We start from the raw sequence: 26,253 nt of genomic DNA, 5'->3' as shown, positions 1-26,253 counted from the left end.
CTGAAATCTATAAGTCGTATTAATGATTAATATTGGAATTTGAGGTTAAGTTTCGATTGAAGATAGGTGATCTTTCAAATTAAGATCCATTGATTACGATACGATTCAACCTGAATCTGCCTTGTCTTAAATCAGCATTTAAGTCAGCATTTAAGATTGTTACCAAGTTTATTTGGCGACTAATTTATTAGACTACGACGAATAGAAATAATTCATCATTGTGAATATGGGTTTTCTATTGAGAAGTGACTAACCCTTAATGGCAGCATTCATTATGGTTTTGGGGATAGGTTTAAATATTGGGTAAATTACAATTATTAATGATTAGATTAAAAAGATCTGATGTTGTCCGTTATCAAAAAACCTAAACTTACCTAACTCAAATTAATTAGACTAAGCTTGAATCAAGCTGATTAATTAACCTTTGTCCTTGATAATGGAAGCGTAATATTCTTAAATATCGATACGTTAAGTTAGTTTTATATCGTTCAGACAAGTCATTAAAGTAATAACGAATTATTGGGAGATGATTTAATACTGAAAACACCAAAATAATGGTGTTCGCTCGACTTAACCAGTTAGATCTTTATCTTTATGCCTAGAATTTTATTACCTCACTACTTGCTGGTTTTTGCATCTTGAATGGCGACGGGTATATATCTGTAAATTAGAGTAGGATTTATTATTTACATTAATGAAAATAGTAAAAGACATCGTTTATTATTTTTCTATGTAACTTGAGGACGCTAACAAAGATTGGTTAATGTGGAATAGCATGATGTCAGAAGCCTCATGCGATAATCCTTTAATGACTGCTTTTATTATTTCATCGTGTTCAGCATACGATGATTTAGCCCTATCAAGAATATTAAATTGTACTTTTCTATAAGGTGCAACTTTAGCTCTCGCACTAATAACGGCCTCTTCAACATAACGATTATGGCATCCTCGAAACAATGCAGTATGAAGTTGAATATTTGACTTGTCATAAGCATCTATATCACCAGAGACAACATGTTTATGACTATCTAGATGTATTGCTAACAGTGTATCCCTCTCCTCTTTACTCATATTTATGGTTGCTAAACGAGTACAAAGCGCTTCCATTTCAGCAACGTATTCAAACATTTTAGGTAGCATATCAATGGGGATCTCACTTACAAAAACCCCACATCTATGTCTGTGCTCAACAAGCCCACTCACAGTTAATTGTTTTATAGCTTCTCGAACAGGCGTTCTAGAGACATTAAAACGCGTCGCAAGTAACACTTCATCAAGGCGAGTTCCAACAGGAATTGAACCACATAAAATATCATCTGAAAGAGTACTACGAATAGTGTCTGCTAATGGTACATTTTCTTCCGTAGATGACATAGATACTATTTCCTTTCAATTATAAAGTATCAAATTTAAATATTAGGTAGTGCAACGCTTGGTAGCCATAAGCTAATACTTGGAAATACATTGATTATTATTAATACAATTAAAGCAAGCCAAACAAGCGGGAGCGCTCCTCTAACAGCTTCACCATAAGTCACATTATCTAAACTACTTGCAACAAACAAATTCATACCAAACGGCGGAGTAAACATACCAATTGCGCAGTTTACACATAAAATAACGCCAAGATGAATTAAGTCGATACCTGCAGCTTGTGCGACGTAAATTATAAGTGGTACCAAAATAATAACAATTGAATTTGGATCTAAAAACATACCAGCAATCAGCACTATTACGTTAATAACGAGTAATAGCAGTAATTTATTATCACTCAATTGCGATAGCATTTCAGATAAAGAGCCTGTCAGGTTAGAAGTTGTTAAATACCAAGAGAAAGCTGCTGCAGCCGATACAATGACCATCACTTGTGCAGTAATAACCGAACTTTCTATACACACTTTCCAAATACTTTTTAGCGTTAGATCTCGATGAATGAAAAGCCCTACAAAAGCAGAGTAAATGACAGAAACTGCGGCAGCTTCAGTAGGTGTAAATAATCCACTATATATACCGCCAAGAATAATAACGGGAATAGCTAAACCCCATATAGCGTCTTTTACCGCTTGAACTAATTCTATAACTGGCGGGAAAGGTTGAGGTTTCATACCTGCACGGCAAGCGCGATAATAACAATAAGTTAAAAATACAGCACCATAAACAACCCCTGCTCCAATACCAGCCATGAATAGTGCGCCAATAGATACTCCAGCCATTGCGCCATACACAATCATAAAAATGCTGGGTGGAATAATAATCCCAAGTGAGCCTGTAGCCATTAATAACCCAACACTGAATTGCCTGTCATATCCTTCTTTTATCATTGAAGGTAAAATGAGGCGACCTACCGAGACAACAGTCGCAGGGCTCGATCCGGATATTGCCCCAAAGAACATTGAACCAGTAACCGTTGTCATCGCTAAGCCACCACGAAAAGGCCCAACACATAACATCGCAACTTTTAAAATTCTTGCAGATAGCCCGCTTGTACTCATTAAATTCCCAGCTAAGATAAACAACGGAATAGCCATTAATGGGAAACTATCTAACCCAGAAAACATTCTCTGGATAATAAGCATTAATGAAGTAGAACTCCCAGAATAAAGCCCGATAAACACTGTTAATAATAAAACTACAAATATTGGTAAGCCAAATATTAATAAACCTGATGTTAAAGTAAAGAAACCCGCTCCCATCAAGAAACCTCCTCAAAAGCAATATTAGTGTCTTTATTGGTTTTGCTGAATAAAGAAACAAATGACTCGCTAATTCTTATCGACATAAATATAGAGCTAATAGGTATTGATAAATAAAATATATACATTGGAGCTTCCATAGCAGAAGAAACTTGTCCAAACATCATCATTCTTGATGCTAGCTCCCAACCAAACCATGCCAATAACATTGTTGTCATTAAACATATAGTGCAAATTGCAGCTTGAAATGGTTTTAACATTGATTTTGGCAAAATCTGTTTGAGCACATCAATACTAATGTGAGCGTTTTGTCGAAAGGCAATACTGCTGGCCATGAACACCATCCAAATGATCGCATAACGAACACTTTCTTCAGCCCAGCTAAATGAGTAATTAAAGACTGCTCTAGCTATAATCTGAGTAAAAAGCATAAGCGCAGAATACATAATAAGAACACCAACAATCGTATTCTCAAAAAAAGCTAACAGTTGACTTATTTTATTCCACATAGAAAACTCCGCCCGAGGTATTCCTCGGGATGTTAAAACTAATTTACAGGCTTGATAACTTCTTAAGTTCAGCTTGCGAGCGTTCTAAAAGACCTTTACTCAACTTATTACCAAACTCTTTATAAACAGGCGACATAGCTGCTTGGAATTCATCTAATTGTGCTTCGCTTAATGTCGTTACCTTCGTGCTTCCTGCGGCTTTAATACCACTTAAATAAACATCTTCTCTTGTGATTGAACGCTCTCGTTGATATTTACCTGCTTCACGAGCAGCTTGTAGAAGAAGTGCTTGATGTTCAGCGGATTGGCTATCAAACCACATTTTACTAAATACAAATGCAGTTCCTAAGTAACCATGGTTAGTCATCATTAGATTCTTTTGTACTTCATAAAACTTCATTTGTGATATAGACACTAATGGGTTTTCTTGACACTCTACAACTCCTTGTTGTAATGCAGTATATGTTTCACTAAATGCAATAGGGACAGGATTTGAGCCAAGTGCTTTATATTGAGAAATAAGCAACGGGCTTTCCATTACTCTTACTTTTTTACCTTGAAGATCTTTAGGATTATCGATTGGACTATTACATGTCAATTGTTTGAAACCACTCTCCCAAAACATAGCTGCCTCAAATCCTGATTTACGTAAACCAGAAAGTACCTCTTGACCGATGTCACCATCTAAAAATTGGTAAGCTACCTCTCTATTTGGAAAAAGAAATGGCATATCGATTAACTGTAAATCTTTATTAAAACCACTAAGCTTAGCAGTAGGAATTGGTGCCGCTTGAACGGCACCAAATTGCATTTGTTGTGCAACTTCAACGTCATTTCCTAATGCATTATTAGGATAAATTGTAACGTCATATTCACCATTAGAACGTGTTTCAACAAGCTCTTTAAAGCGCTCTAAACCTTCCTGTTGCGCACTATCTTCAGTAGTATCGCTATGAACTTTAATCACCGTTGTTGAATAAGCATTAAAACTTAATGCTGATAATGAAATAGCGAGTGTGGTAAGTGTAAATTTAAATGTCTTTTTCATTTGATGCCTCATCCTTGTAAATAATATTAACTGTTCTGTTGTATACAAGAGCAATTTAAATGCCAAATAAAAAATACAATAAAATCATAGCTTTAATATAAATCAACAAATTCAAAACTAACCAAGCTAGTGCTTTTTCATAAAAATGTGCTTTATTGGTGCATTATTTAATAGTTGAATAGTTGAATAGTTGAATAGTTGAATAGTTGAATTCAGGTAAATCCAATTTAGTGTAGATAATACTTAAACTTTTATTTTAGCAATAAGAGCATCATTAAATTGTATATACCCGTTAGCTTGAAAAGCAACTGTGTGTTGCAACCTTCGATAAGGACTAGGACGTCAATTGCGTCTCGATTTGAAGTCCAAGCTAACGACTGAACAAAGCACCTTGAGCTACGCAAAACTAACGACACTGATTAGTAAAAAATAGTACCTCATGATTTTAAATGTCATTCCGATTTCATTAACCAGAATTAAGGTTAAGTAGATAAAAACTGAATGATTAATAAAAAAAACGGTTAACTATTGAGACATTAGAAGAAAAAATACGACACAAAAAATTGAATTTTACCTCACTTAAAAATAGCTAGCTATCAGATTGCAATTGCTAGCAATCCTGTTAACATTAATTGAAAACACTTCTTTATGTACCATATTAGATGACCGATAATACCAATGGAATTAAATAAGTGATCAGTTATTGCGCAGGAAAAATTAACACTAATAAGGCGTGAGTTGCAGGAGATAGTTGTTCTCACTTCAAAACTCACAACGCAGTTAGGGGTAATTTTAACCAGCAAGAATGATCTCCTTATTAATTCTTTTGGTATAAGACATAGTAATATTCAAATAACCTTAAAAGGAATTAAAATGACTGAGTTAGAGAAAGCAATCGACCTTGTAAGTAAGTTCCTTGAAGCTTCAATGGAACCTAACCCTGAACTTGCTGCAACCTACATGGACGATGATGTAAAAATCATCTTTACAGGTCGCCGTGAAATGGCTAATGCACAACAAATAACAGCGTTTAATAAAAGTCGTTATGAATGGGTTAAAAAATCTATAAAACAATATGATGCAATGCAAAAGGAAGATCATTGTGTGGTTTATTCAATAGGTTTTTTATATGGTCAATGGCAAGATGGTACTCCATTTAATGGTAATCGTTACACTGATCGCTTTGAAGTTCGTCAGGGTAAAATAACAAAAATGGATGTGCTTAATGACAGTGCTGAATGGATTCTAACACCAGCAATAAATCGAGAAGCTGAGTGAAAATTAAATGGCCAATGAACTATCGTTATTGTTGGTTATAACGATTAAAATATTTAGATAACTTACGCTTACATTCAACGAGTAATATAAACGTAAGCGTCTGTTTTTTTTTAAAAAAATTCAATCGTTGCTGGATTAGTTAGTCGTTATACCGATTACATTAAATATGTTACCTAAATTTTGCGCTGGAAAAACAGTTCAATTCAAAGCGTAAATTGATCCTTTCAAAGAATTAACCAAAAGAGGTTAATTCTTTACTGGCTGTTCCCTTTACGATATTTACAACGAGCAAGTGGGCTGTTTTAACCAGTTAAATAGCTAAGCTGTTTATTGTGATTGGTATTATAACTCTTTTAAGGCCATGACTAAGTCAGTCGCAGTACTTTGTGTATTGTCTAGCACTAATTCAGACTCTAAATGTTGTAAATGTTTTAGCATGACTTTTGCTGCTAATGCTTGATTTCCTTCTTTTAGGGCATCAATAATATCTTGATGTTCATTATGTTGACAAGAAGGAACATCGTTATGTTGATACAAGGCAACAATAAGCGAACTGCGTACCATTAGATTTTCAAACATTTCTTTTAATACAGTATTACCGCACATTTCAGCTAATAACTTATGGTAATGGCTCAAGGTGCTAACAATCGCTCGTCGATCATTCCCTTGAGTAACTTGTTGCTCGCTTTCCATATGCAGTTCAATTTTTGGCCAGTTATCTTGTATGGTTTGTTGAGTAATATTTTCTATAATCCCACGTTCAACAACGCGTCTTGCTGCAAATATTTCTCTAGCTTCTTGTGCGCTTGGCTGAGCAACAAACGACCCTCTGTTAGGTTCGATAGTCACAATATGTTGAAGTGCTAATCGCTGTAGTGCTGATTGAACATGATTTCGGTTAGCATTTAAAGCTTCAACTATTTGAGCTTCCACTAAACGTTGACCTGGTTTTAATTTATGTTGAGCAACTGCTTTAGAAAGCTTACTAATAATTCGTTGTATTTCTTGCTGTTTGTTAGTCGATGCTTTAGTTGCTGTTTTTGTCATTTTATTAATACATCCTCAATACCTAGCTATATTGCTAGCGCTATAAAATATAATACTGCAATGTGGTTAATGAAATCAAAAGTAATATCACTAAAATAGAGATTAAAATGATTATATTTCATGGTATTACAGTATTCACTATTATAAACAACAATGATTACGCCTTGCTAGCCAAATACATCATAACTGGGACGTTTAAGCATCAAAAAATAGAATAGTAAATTTAAAGTCAAAAAACAGTTAGCCCAATAAGTCACTCCAATCATTTTAGGTAATTTACCTCTATGTCAGATATATACACATCACCTATCAAGATGTGAAAATCAGCAAGTCGTGAGGTAAACAAATTCGAGACATAAAGGTAAATATCTAACAGGTTAAATCGAGACTTTATAACAATGAAGGAAGTTGCCTCATAACTTGCTCTGCCGGTCGCTAATTCGAAGGCTATATTGCCACTACTGGGTTGTAACATTTGATAAGAACTAGCCATTATAATCGTGTCACGTCTTATCTTGATGTCCGAATTAGCAACTGAAAAATTTATATGGATTGGTAACAGGATAAATCGACGCTTTCTAGCAACTAATATGTTTGTTTCACATTTTGCCCCAAGTTCGTTAGCTCATAAAACAACTCTGTTTTCAACATTCAATAAAAAGTAACAACATGTTCATATTCTGATACTAGCAATAAATGACGGCCTTTTAAGGTGGATAAATAGTTGCATCATTACGTGAAAAGGTAACCTTTCCATTTTTAATACCTAAACTCGGAGATTGAATGGTCGCAATTATTTCAGCACGATCACTAACGGGGAAAAAAACAGCATCCGCAGACATATTAAGCGCAATGCCATAATGCTCAATTCCCATTAATTTAGCAGAATCAGAAGAAACCCAATCTAAGCATTGTACTAATTCTTTTTTAGTCGCTAGCTGCGCAATGTTTGCAAATAAATTAGCTTGCCTTACTTGTGAACAATCACCATAAGGGGTAAATGGATTTTCGATATTATTACTTGAAATAGAGCAAATTACCCCTGCGTTACTTAACGGCATTAATGGCGCGACACCTCTTGGAATATTATGGTCAAATTCCCGTCCCATAAGAAACAAATCAGTACTTGGCAAAGCCGTTAAATGAACGCCAGCTGAAGACATTCTTTCCGCAATAATTATTAATTGGTCCATTGGTAATGTAGATAGTTTTGTAACATGGCCCACAGTCACTCGTTGCTGATAATGATGTTTTATCGTCATTTCTATTACATGGGGTAATAACATGTGGCGAATATCGAGATCGAAATCTAAATGAAAGTCTAAATCTACGTCATATTTAACAGCGAGTTCAAAAAGTGTTTCAATTTGTTTTTCCGGCAAGCTGTCAGTATAAGGGCATCCTCCCAACAAATCGGCCCCCAATTGCAAGGCCTGTTCTAATAACTCATAGGTCCCCGCGTTGTTATGTAACCCTTCTTGAGGGAATACGCATAATGATAACGTTATCCCCCAAGCATAATCTTTTTTTAACTGCTGAATAGCTCGAAAACCAGTTAAACCAATAACAGGGTCAATTTCTACATGGGTTCGCATGTAACTTGTCCCTTGTTTGATTGCTTTTTCTATGACTTTCTTTCCTCGGTTATAAACGTCGTCATAACTAAAATTGGCTTTTGCATTGGTTGTCTGTTCGATGGCTTCAGATAACGTGCCTTGATGTAACTCACAACGAGAAAATATACAGGCTTTATCTAAATGTACATGAGTCTCTACTAAAGGAGGTAACATCAACAACCCTTTGGCATCAATGACTTTAACATTGTTTAATTGCGACGATAATAAACTGCTTTGGTCTAAAAATTTTACAAATTTACCCTTTTCAATAAATACACAACTTAATTCTTCTTTGCCCTCAAGCAAACAATTAATAATGATAGTATCGATAATCATTAATTCACCCCCATATAAGCTTCTTCTAACTTAGGATCGGATAACAACTGCTCTGCTGTGCCCGATTTCACTACTTGACCTGTTTCTAACACGTAAGCTCTGTCTGCAACTTGTAACGCTAAATTTGCCATTTGATCAACTAATAGAATAGTTACACCGTCATCTCGTAAGTCTGCCAAGGCATCATATAATTCGCCAATCATCGCTGGCGATAATCCTAATGAAGGTTCATCAAGTAATAATATGCTTGGCTTTGCCATTAATGCTCGACCTACAGCCACCATTTGTTGCTCTCCACCGGAAAGAAGACCAGCGGGACTATCAATTCGGTCGTTGAGTCTAGGAAAACGAGTCAAGATATCGTTTAATTCTTGTTCTTCATCGACTTGATCAGACCTTGAATATGCACCAATCAATAAGTTATCTTTAACCGACAATTCACCAAATAACTGCCGCCCCTCAGGAACTAATGCCAATCCTTTTTTAGCAATATCGTTAGCATTAAGATCTTGTATGTATTCATCATGTAATCCAATGCTTCCTTGAATAGGTCGTTTTAAGCCAGCTAAAGCTTGTAAAATACTACTTTTACCTGCCCCATTAGCGCCTAATATTGCAACAAGTTCACCTGGATTAACTTCAATGTTCACGCCTTCAACAACCGGTGCAGCGCCATAATCTATGGTTAAATTTTTAGTAAATAAGACTGCTTGTCTTTTTGCTTTCCAAGCCTTCTGTCTTGGGCTTGCTTGATAGCTTGTTCCACCTAAATAAGCTGCGATCACTTTTTCATTTTGTCGAATATCACTAGGCTCTCCCATGGCAATGGATTTACCTGCATCTAACACTAGAATTTTATCACTCACATTCATCACTAATTGCATATCATGCTCCACAAGTATCACGGCGATACCAAAGCTAGCTATAGTCTTTAATAACGTAGACAATTTATCTGTATCTTGACGGCTTAAGCCTGCTGCTGGTTCATCTAATAGTAAAACCCAAGGGCACGTTGCTAATGATCTTGCAATTTCAACAATACGACGATCCACGTGGGGTAAGTCTTGAGTCGGCGTATGTATCCCTCCTTTGTAACCCACCAGTGATAATAGGTTCAAAGCCAGTTCTTTCTGACCAGGTTTACTTGAAAAGAATGGATGTCCTAGTTGACCTTTTTGCATTGCCGATAATAAGTTTTCTAATACCGACATATCATCAAATAATTGACTTGTTTGATATGTTCTTGCAACGCCACAACGTGCGACTTGATATGCACTTTTACCTGCCAATTGTTCAAATAGTTCGATACTTCCTTGATTTGGTTTATAAAACCCACTGATCATGTTTAATACTGTGGTTTTACCTGCGCCATTAGGGCCAATAATGCTGGTCACTTTCCCGAGTTCAGCTTCAAAACTGACATTTTGAGCCGCTTTAACGCCACCAAACTGAATACCAATGTTTTCCACTTTTAAGGCTTTTAGGCCGTTACCCGCTCGGTCATAAAATTGTCCGATTAAATGTCTGTTAACTGATTTTGGCGGTAATTCTTTTTTATAACGTGCGAACTTCCTTTCTATTTCTCCCAAAATACCTCTTGGAGCTCCCCATAAAACAATTAATAACAATACAGCAAAGATCAATAATCGATACTCAGCTAACGGCGATAATACCTCTGGAAGTAGAACAACAATTATTGCCCCTAAAATTGGCCCCCATAAGGTGCTGGTTCCACCAATAATAACCACCAATACAAATAAAATTGATTGAGAGAATGGAAACGTACTAGGGCTAATGAACATCATCAGTGGAGGTACAATTGAACCCGCTAACCCTGCGAAACAAGCTGATAATGCAAATGCTAATGTTTTAGTTTGAACAGGATTGAAACCCAACGACCCTGCCGCAATAGGACTTGCTTTCACTGATCTCATTGCTTTACCCCACCCACTGTTATAAAGGTAAGCATAAATAACTAAACAAATACTCAATGCAAAGGTAGCGATGATGGCTAATAATTGGTTAGGATCCATTTCACCGAGCATAGGCATTGGAATACCCATTAAACCATTACCACCACCCGTTAAATCACGCCATTCAATCAGTCCATGATGCACAACAAAGGCAAACGCAATAGTAATCATGGCTAAATAAGGGCCACTAACTCGCATAGCAGGTATCGCCAGGAGAGCCCCGACTAAACCACAGCAAAATGCAGCCATCAGTATGGCTAATATAAAGGGCACACTATTCATCAATAATAACGCGCTAACATAGGCACCAATGGCATAAAAAGCGATATGCCCAAAGCTGATTTGTCCGCTCAAGCCCATTAGAATGTTAAGCCCAATGCCAACCAACGCGGTTAATACACAGAGAGTAAAAACAAGTAATGAATAACTATCTAAAAGAAAACATAACGTAAAGTTTATGAGAGTGAGTAGCCCAAGAAATGCTAGCGATCTGCTGTTGGCCATATTCATACTTTGACCTCCTGATTCTTACCAAATAATCCATTTGGTTTTATTGCCAGTGCGACAATGACCAATGTAAAAGTTATAATTTGAGTAAACGCTGAACCAAAATAAATAGTCACAATTGCCTCAAGTAACCCAAATATTAATCCCGCCATAAACACACCGTATGCGCTAGCAATACCACCGAGTATTGCAACTGCAAATGCTTTTAATCCAAACAAGGTTCCCATGTCTGAATGTACTGCGAATAAAGGCGCGATTAAGATACCGGCAATCGCTGCAAATACCGTTGAAATGGCAAAGCTAATCGCCACTACACGGCTCACATTGATGCCCATTAATTGTGCTGACTGGGGATTTTGCACACATGCTTGTAACACTTTACCAAGACGAGTGTATTTACCGACTAACACTAAAGAAACCGTAATAGCGACACCAACTAGTGGAATAATGATTTGTAGTGCAGAGATATTACCGTTGAAGATATCTACATTTAAACTGGCAAATTCACTGACAAATTGACGAGGCTCTTTACCAAATGAAAACAATGCCAAATTATCCACTAATATTCCACCCGCTACCGTCGCCATTAACCAAGCTTCAGAGCCTTTACTCGCAAAAGGGCGAACTAAAAATCGTTCAATAGCGAGTCCATAAATAGCGCAAATAATAAGTGTGATAAAAAAGGCAACCCAGTATGGGAAGCCCCATGTAATACAAAAAGTGTATGCCACAACAGCACCAACCATCATTGCACTACCTTGAGCAAAATTAACGGTTTTACTAACGATATAGGTTATATGAAAACCTAAAGCTAACAGGGCATACATGCTGCCTAGCCCTAAGCCTGTGATAATAGCGGCTGATAACATAACTTCTCCTAAATATATAAATAGCGTCCCTGCTGATTTATAAAATTACTTAACTGGTACTATTTGGTTATCTACAAAATGTGTAAATAGATAATCATTTGCACCAATCGCGTCATGCTGATATTTATCAAAAGGTTTGTTATAGTTTTTAATCAAGCCGTCATATTCGCCAATAGCATAATATCCGTTACGAATATCTTTACCTTTAGTACTTCCAGCTTTTTCAATGGCTAAAGCCGTTAAATGCATCGCATCATAAGCATTAGCGATACCAACCGCAGGCGTTACATCAGCTATAGATTTAATTTCAGGAAACTTAACTTGTAATTTTTTAAATATTTCACCACTTTTACCACTTTGTGTATCAGTAAAAGTAAAGGTTTGAATAAAATGCACGCGATCTGCCGTTGGCCCAGCTAATTCACCAAAACGGCCTCCAGCGGGTCCCCAATGTGAAACAACGGGAACATCCCAGTCCATTCTTGCAAGTGATTTAACAACTTGTGCAGAAGGGGCAACATTAGCGACCATAAATAATGTATCTGTCCCTTTTTCTTTTAATCGGCTTAATTGCGGAATAACATCCAGATCGCTTGACTCAATTCTTTCAATTCCTGTGTATTCAATACCACGTGATGATAGTGCTTGTTTTAACCCTTTTTCATTTGACTCACCCCAAGGATTATTAATTAAAATCATGCCTGGCTTTTTCATCGCATACTTATCAACGCCATATTGAACTAAAGCCTCATCAACAACTTCATCTACCGCAGAAACACGAAAGGCATAATTATCTTTTGCACCATTTTTTGTAATAGGAGTACCCGCAGCCCACACACCCATGAACGGTATTTTTAATTGGTTAATTACCGGTACAATTGCCAATGAAACGGGAGTATCTAATCCGCCAAATAATACCGAGACTTTCTCCCTTTGAATCAATTCTCTTGATGCTAACAAGCCTTTAGATGGATTACTCTCATCATCACGTCGTACTAACTCTATTGGACGACCCAGCACTCCACCAGCTTCATTAATTTCATCTATCGCAATAGTAAGACCACGCGTAATGGCTTCTCCTGACTTAGCAGATTGGCCTGATAAAGCAGCCACTAAACCAACTTTAATAGGCTCAACAGCCTGAACAGTGACGGCTCCCATAGTGAAGACACTATAAATGCTGATATAAAATCCTTTTTTTAACGCTTTATTAATGATTGATAAATTCATAAATTACCTCTTCCCTTTCATTGCTAATGACAAAACCAACATTGCTAGCTAAAAACAAACTATTGCTAGCAATTACAGGTTAATAGCTAGCAATAACAATGCCAACCTCATACCCGCAGTTTCACTGGCTTTGTCATCAGCGTAACGCACTACAAAAGGGCAAAGAGGTTAAAAAGCGCACTTTAATTGTTCATTTATTGCTGGTTATGAGTATGAATAGTGACATTAAATAAATGATTGGAAATTTAAATTCAAAGATTAAAAAGCAGCTTTATTTAGACGATTATAAATTTAGAGAGTAAAATACAAGTAACAAATACATTGATTTTATACATAACATTTTTGCTATTAAATTATGTACTGAACAGCTGATAAAATGACTACATTTATTAATTCTCGACTAACATAGTCAATAGAATTTGTGTAATATCAGATCATTATCTACCCACCTATATATCGAGCTCCTCATGGAAATTGAACTATTAGAAATCCAAGATTTTATCAGCCAATACGCCCCTTTTGATGAACTTCCTGAAGAAGCATTAATAGATGTTGTACGTAGTGTTGAAATATCTTATTACCGTTCTGACACTAATATTATTGACTTTAAAGATGATATTAATGAGCTGTATATGATTCGTAGTGGTGTAGTTGAAATTTATAGACGAAATGGCAGCCTTTATAATCGTTTAGATCAAGGTAAATTATTTGGACAAATGGGCTTATTAACCAGTAATAAAGTTCGTTTCCCTGCAAAAACTACCAAAGATACGCTCTTATATTGTATTCCTGGATCGGTATTTTACGATTTATGTGATCGCTTTGAAAATTTTGCTGACTTTGTAGAAGCAGAAGATAGCACCCGACTGAAACAAGCAGTAGAAAATAAAAGTGATAATGCCAACGCACTAACAACCTCTAAAGTTAAAACATTATTGACTAGGGAACCACTAATATTACCTAGCGACAGCAGTATTCAATCTGTTGCAAAAATCATGGCGGAAGAAAGCCACTCAGCAGCGTTGATTAAAGATACGAGTATTGATGAAGAAGAAGGCTTTAGCTTTGTTGGTTTAATTACCGAACATGACCTTTGTGCAAAAGTGATTGCATCGGGTTTAAGTGTTGAAACACCGGTATCTGAAGTGATGTCTACTGAGTTAATGTCATTAGATCATAATGCTTATATCTTTGAAGCGATGTTGTTGATGTTACGCCATAACGTACACCATTTACCGATTATGAAAAATAAGCGACCAATTGGTTTAATTGAAGTCTCTGACATTATTCGTTATGAATCTCAAAATAGCTTGTTGTTTGTAAGCAGTATTTTTCAACAACAAAGCACAGAAGACCTAGCCCAATTGTCGATACAATTAAAAGATTGTTTTGTACGAATGGTCAATGAAGATGCTAACTCTCATATGGTAGGACGAGCGATGTCTGAGATTGGACGCAGCTTTAAACAACGTTTATTAGAATTAGCAGAAGAGAAGTTTGGCCCACCGCCTATTCCTTATTGCTTTTTAGCACTCGGTTCAATGGCACGTGATGAGCAACTATTAGTAACAGACCAAGATAATGGGCTCATTTTAGATAATAGTTATGATGAAAAGTTACATGGTGAGTACTTTGAAAAGCTCTCTCATTTTGTATGTGATGGTTTAGATGCCTGTGGTTATGTTTATTGTACAGGCGAAATTATGGCGACGAATCCAGAATACCGTAAAACGCAAATACAGTGGGAAACCTGCTTCACCGATTGGATTGATAACCCTAATCCTAAAGCATTGTTAAATTGTAATATATTCTTTGATTTAACCGGTGTATACGGCCGAGTTAAATGGGCTGAACAACTTAATGCCTTTATATTACGTCGTGCAAAAAAGAATAATCGCTTTTTAGCATGTATGGCACGTAACGCGCTAAATAGAAAACCACCATTAGGCTTCTTTAAAGATTTTGTAATGGAGAATGATGGTCGACATAACAATTCTATTAATCTAAAACGTCGTGGTACCGCCCCACTTGCGGATCTTATCCGTGTTCATGCTTTAGCGATTGGCTCTCAATCTCAAAACTCCTTTGATCGATTAGAGGATATTATTGAAGCTGGCATATTACCTAAGTCTAAAGGTGCAGATTTAAGGCATGCAATGGAGCTCATCTCTTTAGTGCGTTTACGCCACCAATCATTGGATGTTGAATCAGAGATTGAGCCTGATAATAATATTGAACCAGAAAGTATGTCTGACCTTGAACGACGTAATCTTAAGGACGCATTTTTAGTATTAAGCAATGCTCAAAACTTTTTAAAATATCGTTACACCGCAAACAAGTTTTAAGGTTATAGATGCATAATTTCACTAATAAAAAAATCTTAAATTGGCATGCTTATTTACAATTACAAGCACAACATTGTAAAGATTCACGACTTAAGACCTTTTATAAAGCAGGTACTTATCATGATGATACTCTATTAAAAGACGTAGAATTTGTTGCTTTAGATTTTGAAACAACAGGTTTAGATCCTAAACAAAATAGTATTATTAGCATTGGTTTAGTGCCTTTTACTTTAGACAGAATTTTTTGCAGTCGAGCCAAAAAATGGTATGTAAATCCACAGGATAATCTTGAGGAAGAATCAGTGATTATCCATGGTATTACTCATTCTGATTTGAAAGGTGCACCAGATTTACGACGTATTTTAAACCAATTACTTGATGAATTAACCGGTAAGGTTGTGGTGGTACATTATCGTAATATCGAACGTGATTTTTTAGATTTAAATTTACGTGCTTTAATTAATGAAGGCATTATCTTCCCCGTCGTTGATACAATGCAAATTGAAGCAGAAATTCAGAATAAACAAATACAAGGCTTTTTTAATTGGTTAAAGGGTAAGAAACCTGGCTCCATTCGTCTAGGAAATAGTCGTCTCCGTTATAATTTACCAGGGTATCAACCACATGATGCATTAACCGATGCTATTGCGACAGCAGAGTTATTACAAGCGCAAGTGAGTTACTATTACAGCCCTGAAACACCCATTAAGAACTTATGGTTATAAGCTTTAAACAACATTGAAATGAGTATTTCCTCATCGTGAGCGACGATGAGGTCATACTTTAAAGCAAATGAATCAAAGATAAATAGGAAGAAGTGTAGCCATAGTCAATATCTATAAAATGCCACTTATATAAACACCACATCTATAAAACGACACACAGTTGCACCAGCGTTTAGCCTCATGTCTTTGCAGCACTAAATCCCTCTATTGAATTTACCCCCCTCCTTTTTATTAATCGAACTATTTTAATCGCACTTTTTAAATGATACTTTTTTCAATCGCATTAGCTTTAATATATCCATTAAGTTTAATATCTAATACCAATCACACTAATTAAATTATCTATTTTACTTGTTAAAATAACTTATTTCTTCGTTGTAAATTTCGTAAAGGGAACAACCATTTAGCTCAATTTTCGCCTTGAACTAACTCATTTTTCCTGCGCAAAATTTAGATCACTTATTTAATGTAATCGGTATAACCTCAATTCTGGTTAATGAAAGCGGCATTATATTTAAAATCCTAACGTTATATTTTTTACTACTCAGTGCCGTTAGTTTTGCGTAGTTCGAGGTGAATTATTGAATCAATAACGGGTTATTGAGTATTGTTAGGTAATTTAACGCAGAAATCTGTGGAAATAGTGGTGTTGTATCGTTTTGCTTATACTGAATTGGGGTGTTCTATACATCCCATTGACTCAGTCTTACTAATACAAACCCCATAAAAAAAGCGGAATCACTTTTAATGATTCCGCTTTAATACAACGAATAGTCAAACTATTGTTGCAAACTAATAATGAAAGCTACCTATTAAACTAATAATAGTGAAACTAGTAGCAGTCAAACTAGCCTTTATTATGTTTTTCAGTACGCATACCCATCAGCAAGCTCACACACATTATTAACAGAATAATAGTGAATGGTAATGCCGTTGAGATAGCACCCGCTTGTAATGCTTGAATCGCGTTTGTTCCGCCGACCCAAAGCAATGCAATTGCGATAGCGCCTTCTATTAATGCCCAGAAAATACGTTGTGGAACTGGTGCATCAACTTTACCACCAGCAGTAATACTATCGATAACGAGTGAGCCAGAGTCAGAAGAGGTAATAAAGAATACCAATACTAAGACCACAGCCAATAGTGAAAGAATGTTACCAAATGGTAATTGATCAAACATTTGGAACATCGCAAGCGGTACTTCAGTTAAACCGTTTGCACCTAACTCACCAACGTTATTAATGATTTGATCAATCGCGACACCACCGAACACTGACATCCAAAGAATGGTTACAATCGTTGGAATAATTAATACAGCGATAAGGAATTCACGTACCGTACGACCACGTGAAACGCGAGCAATGAACATACCTACGAATGGAGACCATGAAATCCACCAAGCCCAATAGAACACAGTCCAACCGTGCATCCACGCTTCATCTTCACGACCAATTGGGTTACTTAACGGGATAATATTCTCTATATAACCCATCACTGTTGTCGGAATAGTGCCCATTGAAACAGCCATTGTCACTAATGCAACAAAAACAACCAATACAATCGCTAATAACATATTAATGTTACTGATGACTTTAACACCACCATCAATTCCACGTACTACAGAAACAACAGCTAATAGCGTGACAACAACAATAATGATAATTTGTGTTAATAAACCATCGTCAATGCCAAATACATGATGGAAACCACTTGCAGCTTGTTGAGCGCCTAAACCTAAAGACGTTGCAAGCCCAAACAAGGTTGCAATAACCGCAAAGATATCAACAACATGACCAGGCCAACCCCATGTGCGATCGCCTAAAATAGGATAGAACACAGAACGCATTGAAAGCGGTAAACCTTTGTTATAAGCAAAGAAAGCTAATGATAATGCAACAACACCGTAAATTGCCCAAGGGTGTAAACCCCAATGGAACATGGTTGCGCCTAACGCTAGCTTAGCCGCTTCTGGTGTATTCGGTGTTACGTTCAATGGTGTTTCATACCAACCAGTGAAATATGCAACAGGTTCTGCAACCCCCCAAAACATAAGACCAATACCCATACCAGCAGCAAATAACATTGCTATCCATGACATGGTTGAGTAGTCGCTTTTAGCATCATCACCACCAAGGCGAATTTTACCAAATGGAGACACCACTAACGCTAAACAGAAAATAACAAATATATTAGCAGACCACATAAATAGTCCATCAAACATACCAATAATTTGCCACTTTAACCCGTCTAATGCTGCTTTTGAAACTTCAGGATCAACTAACATGATTGCAATTAAAAACAGTGCAATGAAACCTGCACTAAATCCAAAAACAGGATTGTGAACATCAAATCCCCATTTTTGAACATTATCCTGACCTACAGTGTAATCGGTGTTATCTATACTGTACTTATCTTTATTTAAACTCATTAATCCTCATTTAGAGCATACCGCTCTTCATTATTAATCCATTTGACCGAATGCATAATAACAAACATATGTCGGTGAAACATAATAGCAAAATCAATGTTACATTTCAGTGGTACATTATCAATTAGCTCATATTTTTCTGAAATTGGTCTAAAACTGACCATTAGAAGGTAATAAAAATAACAATAGATTGTCATCTATATTCCAGCATCTATCCTTAATTCATTCTTTTGTCTAACCTCTTGTATACGGTGATGTCAACTTTAAAGATTACACATAAAAAACGTCTTGAACCTGCTAACAAGGCCTGCTTCTTTAACTGTTTTATCAAAAAATTTGTAACTAAAAAAGATAACGATAACTCATTGTTCTTGTTGCTTAATTAGACATCCTTATTAATACAAACAACCTTCTCAACACTAAGGGAAATGATAGATAATTAATGGTTTTGGCATTACAATGCTTTTTTACCTTTTTTATGTGGAATGTTAATGGCACTTCGAATTGCAATAAATGGTTATGGGCGTATTGGACGTAGTGTGGTACGAGCACTATTTGAAGGTCATCATCAAACACAAATTGATATAATCGCGATCAATGAATTAGCGACACCCGAGGCGATTTGTCACCTAACTCAATATGATTCAACGCATGGGCGCTTTCCTTTCGAAGTCACACAAAGCCATGACTTACTGATAATTGAACAGCACCCTATTCAATTATTAACGTTTAAAGACATTAATGAATTACCTTGGAAAGCATTAGATATTGATATCGTTATTGATTGTACCGGTATCTATGGTTCAAAAGCGGATGCCGATGCACATTTGTTAGCGGGTGCTAAGAAAGTTATCTTTTCACACCCTGCTGATCAAGATGTTGATGCCACAGTTGTTTATGGTGTTAACCACCAACAATTAACGGGTAAAGAGCAATATATTTCTGGGGCATCTTGCACAACTAATTGCATTGTTCCTGTGATTGCTATTTTAGATGAGGCTTTCAGTATTAAGTGCGGCACTATTACCACTATTCATTCGGCAATGAATGACCAACCCGTGATTGACTCTTATCACCATGACTTACGTAGAACGCGAGCAGCTAGCCAATCAATTATCCCTGTTGATACAAAATTAGCAGCAGGTATAGAGCGAATTTTACCTAAGTTTGCTAATAAGTTTGAAGCAATTGCCGTACGTGTTCCCACCATTAATGTCACGGCGATGGACTTGAGTATTACGGTCGATAAAAGTGTTTCAATTGCTGATATAAACCAATGTTTAAAACAGATGGCAGAAGGTGAATTAAAAGGTATTTTGGGTTACACGGAAGCGCCATTAGTGTCAGTGGATTTTAATCATGACCCACGCTCTTGTATTATTGATGGTACTCAAACACGTGTGAGCGATGGTAACTTAGTTAAACTATTAGTGTGGTGTGATAATGAATGGGGTTTTGCTAATCGTTTATTAGATACTTGTTTACACTTAAAGACATTATCAGAGCAGTAAGTTTCAGATTCATCGTTATGACGTTGGTGCAGCTTAGGGTTGATTAATAAATCAAAAATCCTAAACTGCATAAATTGATAGTGTTATTAATACACGTTTAACTCTTATTCAACACTCAATGCTTTCTATTCTTCTATTCTTCTATTCTTCTATTCTTCTATTCTTCTATTCTTCTATTCAGCATTAAAGCTTTATTCTGCAGTCAAATACTTGATAGTGATGAATTTATTATTTCAGCCATTCAATAAACGTCTCTTTAAAACACCTTTATTTAGCCGCCACAAATTCAACGCTACATTCGTAAGAACCCATTTCAAATATTCGGCATACCCAAGGTCTGTTTTCATAGATAGTGCAGAGCTTTGTATCTCGGTCAACACAGATACACCATCCATCATCTAAACGTTTCATCGTTTCTCCGCCCCACTGATCATGTTCGATATATTGATCAGGCACACCGGTATCTGTGATTAGCATGACCTCTAATTGGCAGCACGCAGCATTACATTTAGCACAGGTTAAATCAGGGCTATTTACTTCTTTTATTGCTATAGGGTTAGAGTCAGTCATTCATCCACAATGTAGTTATTAAAATGTAAAGTGCTAAGCCTATAGCGCTATGCCTTTAAAAGATACCTTGTTGTGATCAACAGTTTATTTTTACTTTCAAATTTTAATGTTAAGCACATTAGTATCTGGATTAGTATTAGGCGAAGCTGGTATCGACACTCCTGTTTTAATCAAATCAGACAAGGTCACGATCATTTTTTCAATGAATGGCGATAATTGTTCAAATTCAATGTTATCCAATAGGTTTTTAACTTCTAATCCTAGTTCCGTATCACCTTGTATTTTTAAACGACGTTGAAAAAATAACGTATCGGGATCTTCTTTGCGGCCAGCAACTAAAATAAGATCATTAAGCGTCGCACTGAATGACACATCGGTCTGTTCTGCTTTATCTTTAACGATAATATTGTCATCAAAACTGATGAACCATGTTAACTTCAAATCAGTCACCGTCACTTTCAACCATTTCCCCTCTAAAAAAGCTAAATCATCGTCTTCAATCGCTTCTTTAAAAATATGATTAATGATTGAGAGCAAACATTTTTGTTGCACGCTAAATGGAATAAATTGACTGGGTACCGCTAATAATTGAGGTGTAATGACCACCAGCTTTTGTAATAGTTTGTTACGTAATGGCATCAGCATAATATTCCTTTCAATGATCATTTTTTAAAATAAGAAACAAATTATAAACGCTCGTAAAAACCACAACTTAGTTTAAATCAACATACGCTCTATTATTGACACTTATTTTTTGAAAATATCATGATGAATGTAAGTTGCATGCCCTACATCAATAAACAATTAAAATAACTTTTTACAATAACGATATTAATAAAAATGGAGTTATTGTATGGAATTATTATGTCCAGCAGGCAGTTTACCCGCATTAAAGACCGCCATTGATTGTGGTGCAGACGCTGTCTACGTGGGGTTAAAAGATGATACTAACGCACGCCATTTTGCAGGGTTAAACTTTAACGATAAAAAACTCGCAAAAGGTGCTCAATATATACGTGATCACAATAAACATTTACACGTAGCCATTAATACATTCGCTCACCCAGGCGAAGAAAAGCGTTGGTTTAATGCCGTTGATAAATGTGTAGATTTAGGAGCGAATGCCGCCATTATTGCCGATATTGCGACACTTGATTATGCGGCTAACAAGTACCCTGATTTAGAATTACATTTATCGGTTCAGGCTTCAGCAACAAACACTGCTGCCATCGATTTTTATCAACAAAACTTTAATGTAAAGCGTGTGGTATTGCCTCGGGTTTTGTCGCTTCATCAGGTAAAGCAATTAGCGCGTAATACGTCTATCGACTTAGAAGTCTTCGCTTTTGGTAGCCTATGTATTATGGCTGAAGGCCGTTGTTATTTGTCCTCTTACTTTACGGGTGAGTCACCCAATACGGTTGGCGCTTGTTCGCCTGCTAAATATGTTCGTTGGCAAGAAACAGAGAAAGGCCTGGAGTCTCGTCTCAATGATATTTTAATCGATCGTTATCAAGCAGACGAAAAGGCTGGCTACCCTACTTTATGTAAAGGTAAATTTACCGTGGATAGCATTGATAATGAAGAGAAGATCCTTTACCACGCGCTTGAAGAACCCACCAGTTTGAATACCTTATCGATATTGCCTGAATTATTTATGGCGAACGTCAAATCAGTCAAAATTGAAGGTCGTCAACGCAGCCCTGCTTATGTTGAGCAAATTACTAAGGTATGGCGTGCGGCCATTGATAACTACAAACAATCACCAGCGGATTATAAAGTAGAAGCTGACTGGAATGCTGTTTTAGCCAATGTATCTGAAGGTAGCCAAACAACCTTAGGTGCTTATCATCGCGATTGGCAATAGTCGCTCTATTTTAACGCATCAAAGTTAGGATTAAATATGAAATTATCATTAGGGCCTTTATTATATTATTGGCCAAAACAAACAACCGAAGACTTTTATCAACAAGCCATGAGCAGCGATGCTGATATTATTTATTTAGGCGAAACGGTCTGTAGTAAACGCCGTGAATTAAAAGCGCGTGATTGGATAAATTTAGCTAAAGAGCTCAACCATCAAGGCAAAGAGATTGTTTTATCGAGCATGGCGTTATTAGAAGCCCCATCAGAAATCAAAGTATTAAAACAACTTTGTGAAAATGGAGAGATGTCCGTAGAAGCCAATGATATTGGCGGCATTCAATTGTTATCAGAAAAGAAAGTGCCTTTTGTTTGCGGCCCTGCCATCAATTGTTATAACGCTCATACGCTTAAGTTATTTGTGAATAAAGGTATGCATCGTTGGGTAATGCCTGTCGAACTTTCTCGAGACTGGTTACAAAAAGCATTAACAGATGCAGAAAAAATGGGCATACGAGGTCAATTCGAAGTAGAAGTTTTTGCACATGGTCATTTGCCTTTAGCCTATTCCGCCCGTTGCTTTACCGCGAGGTCTGAAAATAAAGCCAAAGATGATTGTGAACTCTGTTGTATCAAATACCCACAGGGAAGAGCGACGAGTACTCAAGAAGGCCAACAAGTATTTGTACTTAATGGCATACAAACTCAATCTGGTTATTGTTATAACTTACTCAATGATATTGAAAGTATGAGAGGTTTAGTTGACGTGGCGCGTGTTAGCCCAAGTTCAATTGACAGCTTAACGACATTACAACAATTCAAACAACGTATATTAGGTGCAGAGCAATACGTTAAGCACAATAATTTACAATGTAATGGCTATTGGCATCAAATTGCAGGCCTTTCTTTGCAAGGTTAGGTTTGATTTGATTTAATTTAATGTAAGGACGATTAATTAGTTAATAATGCTCATGGTTTTAACATGGGCATAAACATAACTTCCAACAGAGAGTTTAAGTTTATTAAATGAACGCAATGTAATGTAAGCATAAATACATTGTGATTGTACTTTTAAGGTTAATACCACTGCTTTTTGGTTGTCCTGTGAATAGTCGACTATTTGCGCTGATAAGCAGTTTAATAACGAACTCCCTTCAATAGGCTGGAGCGCAACAATCACATCGCGACTGTTTATTTTCACTTGTATTTGCGATGTGGTAGGTGCTTGTTCTGCAGAAACATACAATGTTTGACCGTCTAAGCACCCTTTAATCAACGCTTCTTGTTGATCATATTCTTTCACTAATACCGTTAAAATTAAGCCTTGTTGCGCAAACTTTATCAACGATAGATGACTATCTAAAAATAGCTTCTGTGGCTCACCAATCGCTTCAACTTGCCCATCATTAACCAATAACATCTGTTTACTAAGATAAAACAGCTCATGCTCTGAATGAGTAATATAAAGAATGGGAATTTGTTCACTTACCTGCTTTAAAAAAGGTAATAGTAGTCGTTTACTGGTCACATCTAATGACGAAAGAGGTTCATCCATTACTAATAATGCAGGATTAGTTAATAACGCGCGAGCAATGGCAATTCGTTGCTTTTGCCCACCAGACAACTGAGTTGTTTGGTGTGATAAAAGATCTGAAAAACCTAATTTTTCTGCTAAATGGTGAATGGTAAACGTGCTGTTTTTTGCTTTTCGTACTGCCAATTCCAAGTTTTGTTGTACATTCAAATGCGGGAATAATCTGGGTTCTTGAAAGACAACGCCGATGTTCCGATCTTCCACTGCTAACTTATGGATCTTGTTGTTACCATTAGATCCCAACCACTGTTGTCCTTGAAAGGTAATATTACCCGTACAGCTTTCTAACCCTATTAAACAACGTAATAACGTGGTTTTACCTGCGCCAGAATCGCCAAAAATGGTACACACACCGGATAAGTCAACTTCACCTTTAAAGTGTAAATCTTTACTGTGCTTGTCTTGCCCTTTAAAGGATTTTTGAATATTAAATTTAAGCATTTAACACTCTCTGTTGACGCTTTTGTAGGAACCCATATATCACCACTAGCAAAGAGGTCGAAAAAGCTAATAAGATGAAAGAGAGTTGATGTGCAGCGCTGTATTGTAAAGATTCAACATGATCAAACAAGAGGATAGATAACACTTGCGTCTCCCCAGGAATGTTACCACCAATCATTAACACCACGCCAAACTCGCCAATGGTATGTGCAAAACCTAATGCACCAGCAATAATAAAACTAGGTAATAACATTGGAAATATTATTTTGTATAACCGTTCATACTTTCCATAACCAAGTGTCGCACTGACTTCTAAATAGCTTTTGTCTAAATGCACAAAAGCACTTTGCAAAGGTTGGACAACAAAGGGTAATGAGTAGATCACTGAAGCAATCACTAAACCAGTAAATGAAAATGCCAATGAAGTGTCGTTAAAACTCAACCACCATTCGCCTAAAAAATGTTCTGGAGAAAAAGCGATTAATAAATAAAAGCCTAAAACAGTGGGAGGTAGTACTAAAGGTAAGGCGACAAGCGATTCTATTAGCGGACGTATTTTTGTTTGGCTACGCGCTAACCACCATGCCAATGGAGGTGCAATGATCATCAGCAATAACGTAGTCAAACTCGCTAACTTAAGGGTTAACCAAATTGCCTGGTAATCTCCAGCGCTTAGCATTAATTATAACCTTGAGATTTAATCTGTTGTTGTACTTCAGTTGACAGTAAAAAATCACGAAACAAATTTGCTTCTTTTAACTTTTTATCATTAAGCACAATACCTGATTGTATTAATGGTTGGTGCCATGCAGTGGGTATTAATAAATAATGCGGCTGATTTTTTTGCAGTACCGCGGCATACGATACTAACCCTGCTGTAACATTTTTAGACTCTACAAATTGATAGGCTTGGTTGATGTTATTACCTTGGATATATTCAAGGGATTGCCACTTATTGGTGAATTCAAGCGATTGTTGTGCGGCAATACCATAAGGAGCAAACTTAGGATTTGCGATGGCGAGCCGGCCTGTGTAAGCCATAAAATCATCTATTGTAGGATTACTTAAAGCATTGGGTTGCCAAAATACTAAGTGCCCCTGTGCATAGATAAAGTCTGGTTGTGTTGTTTTGTTTTCTGCTTTTAATAGATCGACATGCTTTTGATCCGCCGATAAAAATAGATCAAAAGGAGCGCCACGTAATATTTGTTGGTACAACGTGCCTGTTGAAGCGCTAGAGATATTAACGTCGATAGCGTATTTATCAGAAAATTGTTTTCCAATATCTAATGCTAATAATTTAAAGTTGCTAGCGACTGCAACGTTTAAAGCAGCATGACTTTGGAGGCTGACTAAACCAGTGAATATAAAAATAATAATGCTTAGGTACTTATTCATTAATGTTAATAACCTTTATGGCAATGCCTAAAAACGGTTGAAATAAAGAGATAAAGAAAACTATATTTTAATGTAAATATAATCAACGACATAAAACTAATACTACAAAGCGAGTGCAACAATAATACTGTCAATAATACCGTAAAATCAAAATACCTCTCGGTACTAGATAGACTTAAAACTAAACGACACCACTAGGATGCACCACTAAGCTATGTAACTTAATAACTTAATAACTTAATAACTTAATAACTTAATAACTTAATAACTTA

The 26,253-nt window shown here is 36.4% G+C and carries 21 protein-coding genes; 6 read left to right on the top strand and 15 right to left on the bottom strand.

Annotation, left to right across the window (positions count from 1 at the left end; translation table 11 throughout):
* Positions 1-720 precede the first annotated feature (720 nt).
* Genes V6255_RS11975 through V6255_RS11960 form a run of 4 tightly spaced genes read right to left on the bottom strand, consistent with a single transcriptional unit; the run spans position 721 to position 4,250 of the window.
* On the bottom strand, positions 721-1,374 hold the full coding sequence (locus V6255_RS11975) for a GntR family transcriptional regulator (RefSeq protein ID WP_341628371.1): 654 nt from the start codon (positions 1,372-1,374) through the stop codon (positions 721-723).
* A 35-nt stretch (positions 1,375-1,409) separates the two neighbouring features.
* The gene (locus V6255_RS11970; RefSeq protein WP_341628391.1) at positions 1,410-2,693 is read right to left on the bottom strand and encodes a TRAP transporter large permease subunit; all 1,284 of its coding nucleotides are present in this window, start codon (positions 2,691-2,693) and stop codon (positions 1,410-1,412) included.
* A complete protein-coding gene (locus tag V6255_RS11965; RefSeq protein WP_341628370.1) occupies positions 2,693-3,202 on the bottom strand; it encodes a TRAP transporter small permease in 510 nt (169 codons plus the stop codon). The genes V6255_RS11970 and V6255_RS11965 overlap by 1 nt, the downstream gene beginning before the upstream one ends.
* 43 nt (positions 3,203-3,245) lie before the next feature.
* A complete protein-coding gene (locus tag V6255_RS11960; protein WP_341628369.1) occupies positions 3,246-4,250 on the bottom strand; it encodes a TRAP transporter substrate-binding protein in 1,005 nt (334 codons plus the stop codon).
* An 873-nt stretch (positions 4,251-5,123) separates the two neighbouring features.
* Between V6255_RS11960 and V6255_RS11955 the strand changes: the two genes are divergently transcribed.
* Entirely contained in the window at positions 5,124-5,528 is a 405-nt protein-coding gene (locus tag V6255_RS11955) for a hypothetical protein (RefSeq protein WP_341628368.1), read from the top strand.
* A 342-nt stretch (positions 5,529-5,870) separates the two neighbouring features.
* Here V6255_RS11955 and V6255_RS11950 read toward each other — a convergent pair whose 3' ends face one another.
* From V6255_RS11950 to V6255_RS11925, 5 genes are all read right to left on the bottom strand, one after another.
* Positions 5,871-6,575: a GntR family transcriptional regulator gene (locus tag V6255_RS11950; RefSeq protein ID WP_341628367.1), complete on the bottom strand. Its 705-nt coding sequence runs from the start codon at positions 6,573-6,575 to the stop codon at positions 5,871-5,873.
* Between the two features lie 707 nt (positions 6,576-7,282).
* On the bottom strand, positions 7,283-8,527 hold the full coding sequence (locus V6255_RS11945) for an amidohydrolase family protein (RefSeq protein WP_341628366.1): 1,245 nt from the start codon (positions 8,525-8,527) through the stop codon (positions 7,283-7,285).
* Entirely contained in the window at positions 8,527-11,004 is a 2,478-nt protein-coding gene (locus tag V6255_RS11935) for an ATP-binding cassette domain-containing protein (RefSeq protein ID WP_425355926.1), read from the bottom strand. The genes V6255_RS11945 and V6255_RS11935 overlap by 1 nt, the downstream gene beginning before the upstream one ends.
* Before the next feature lie 2 nt (positions 11,005-11,006).
* On the bottom strand, positions 11,007-11,876 hold the full coding sequence (locus tag V6255_RS11930) for a branched-chain amino acid ABC transporter permease (protein WP_341628365.1): 870 nt from the start codon (positions 11,874-11,876) through the stop codon (positions 11,007-11,009).
* A 45-nt stretch (positions 11,877-11,921) separates the two neighbouring features.
* Complete coding sequence (locus tag V6255_RS11925; RefSeq protein WP_341628364.1) at positions 11,922-13,106, bottom strand: ABC transporter substrate-binding protein; 1,185 nt, start codon at positions 13,104-13,106, stop codon at positions 11,922-11,924.
* 467 nt (positions 13,107-13,573) lie between these two features.
* On the opposite strand from V6255_RS11925, the gene V6255_RS11920 reads away from it, so the two are divergent.
* Together V6255_RS11920 and V6255_RS11915 are read left to right on the top strand one after the other, a co-directional pair.
* Positions 13,574-15,451, top strand: a complete 1,878-nt coding sequence (locus tag V6255_RS11920) for a DUF294 nucleotidyltransferase-like domain-containing protein (protein ID WP_341628363.1) — start codon at positions 13,574-13,576, stop codon at positions 15,449-15,451.
* 8 nt (positions 15,452-15,459) lie between these two features.
* Positions 15,460-16,176 (top strand): 3'-5' exonuclease, encoded by a 717-nt coding sequence (locus tag V6255_RS11915; protein ID WP_341628362.1) that lies wholly within the window; start codon positions 15,460-15,462, stop codon positions 16,174-16,176.
* Positions 16,177-17,023: 847 nt separating this feature from the next.
* On the opposite strand, the gene V6255_RS11910 is transcribed toward V6255_RS11915, so the two are convergent.
* Entirely contained in the window at positions 17,024-18,604 is a 1,581-nt protein-coding gene (locus tag V6255_RS11910) for a BCCT family transporter (RefSeq protein WP_341628361.1), read from the bottom strand.
* Positions 18,605-19,095: 491 nt separating this feature from the next.
* Here V6255_RS11910 and epd point away from each other — a divergent pair, with 491 nt between their 5' ends.
* A complete protein-coding gene (epd, locus tag V6255_RS11905; protein WP_341628360.1) occupies positions 19,096-20,115 on the top strand; it encodes an erythrose-4-phosphate dehydrogenase in 1,020 nt (339 codons plus the stop codon).
* 267 nt (positions 20,116-20,382) lie between these two features.
* Here the strand turns inward: epd and V6255_RS11900 are convergent, their stop codons facing one another.
* Together V6255_RS11900 and ubiT are read right to left on the bottom strand one after the other, a co-directional pair.
* A complete protein-coding gene (locus tag V6255_RS11900) occupies positions 20,383-20,685 on the bottom strand; it encodes a YkgJ family cysteine cluster protein (protein ID WP_037048107.1) in 303 nt (100 codons plus the stop codon).
* A gap of 96 nt (positions 20,686-20,781) precedes the next feature.
* Positions 20,782-21,324: a ubiquinone anaerobic biosynthesis accessory factor UbiT gene (gene ubiT, locus V6255_RS11895; protein ID WP_341628359.1), complete on the bottom strand. Its 543-nt coding sequence runs from the start codon at positions 21,322-21,324 to the stop codon at positions 20,782-20,784.
* Between the two features lie 214 nt (positions 21,325-21,538).
* On the opposite strand from ubiT, the gene ubiU reads away from it, so the two are divergent.
* Both ubiU and V6255_RS11885 read left to right on the top strand, forming a co-directional pair.
* Positions 21,539-22,552: a ubiquinone anaerobic biosynthesis protein UbiU gene (ubiU, locus tag V6255_RS11890; RefSeq protein ID WP_341628358.1), complete on the top strand. Its 1,014-nt coding sequence runs from the start codon at positions 21,539-21,541 to the stop codon at positions 22,550-22,552.
* A gap of 36 nt (positions 22,553-22,588) precedes the next feature.
* The gene (locus V6255_RS11885) at positions 22,589-23,467 is read left to right on the top strand and encodes a U32 family peptidase (RefSeq protein WP_341628357.1); all 879 of its coding nucleotides are present in this window, start codon (positions 22,589-22,591) and stop codon (positions 23,465-23,467) included.
* Between the two features lie 36 nt (positions 23,468-23,503).
* Here the strand turns inward: V6255_RS11885 and modC are convergent, their stop codons facing one another.
* Genes modC through modA form a run of 3 tightly spaced genes read right to left on the bottom strand, consistent with a single transcriptional unit; the run spans position 23,504 to position 25,981 of the window.
* Positions 23,504-24,583: a molybdenum ABC transporter ATP-binding protein gene (gene modC, locus V6255_RS11880; RefSeq protein ID WP_341628356.1), complete on the bottom strand. Its 1,080-nt coding sequence runs from the start codon at positions 24,581-24,583 to the stop codon at positions 23,504-23,506.
* Positions 24,576-25,262 (bottom strand): molybdate ABC transporter permease subunit, encoded by a 687-nt coding sequence (modB, locus tag V6255_RS11875; RefSeq protein ID WP_298939965.1) that lies wholly within the window; start codon positions 25,260-25,262, stop codon positions 24,576-24,578. Before modB ends, modC begins: the two co-directional genes overlap by 8 nt.
* Positions 25,262-25,981, bottom strand: a complete 720-nt coding sequence (gene modA / locus V6255_RS11870; protein ID WP_341628355.1) for a molybdate ABC transporter substrate-binding protein — start codon at positions 25,979-25,981, stop codon at positions 25,262-25,264. The genes modB and modA overlap by 1 nt, the downstream gene beginning before the upstream one ends.
* Between the last annotated feature and the right edge of the window lie 272 nt (positions 25,982-26,253).

The organism is Psychromonas arctica, from assembly GCF_038155225.1.
GTDB classification, from domain to species: domain Bacteria; phylum Pseudomonadota; class Gammaproteobacteria; order Enterobacterales; family Psychromonadaceae; genus Psychromonas; species Psychromonas arctica_B.
The sequence above is the reverse complement of the archived record's forward strand: the minus strand, read 5'-3'. Positions and strand labels throughout refer to the sequence as shown.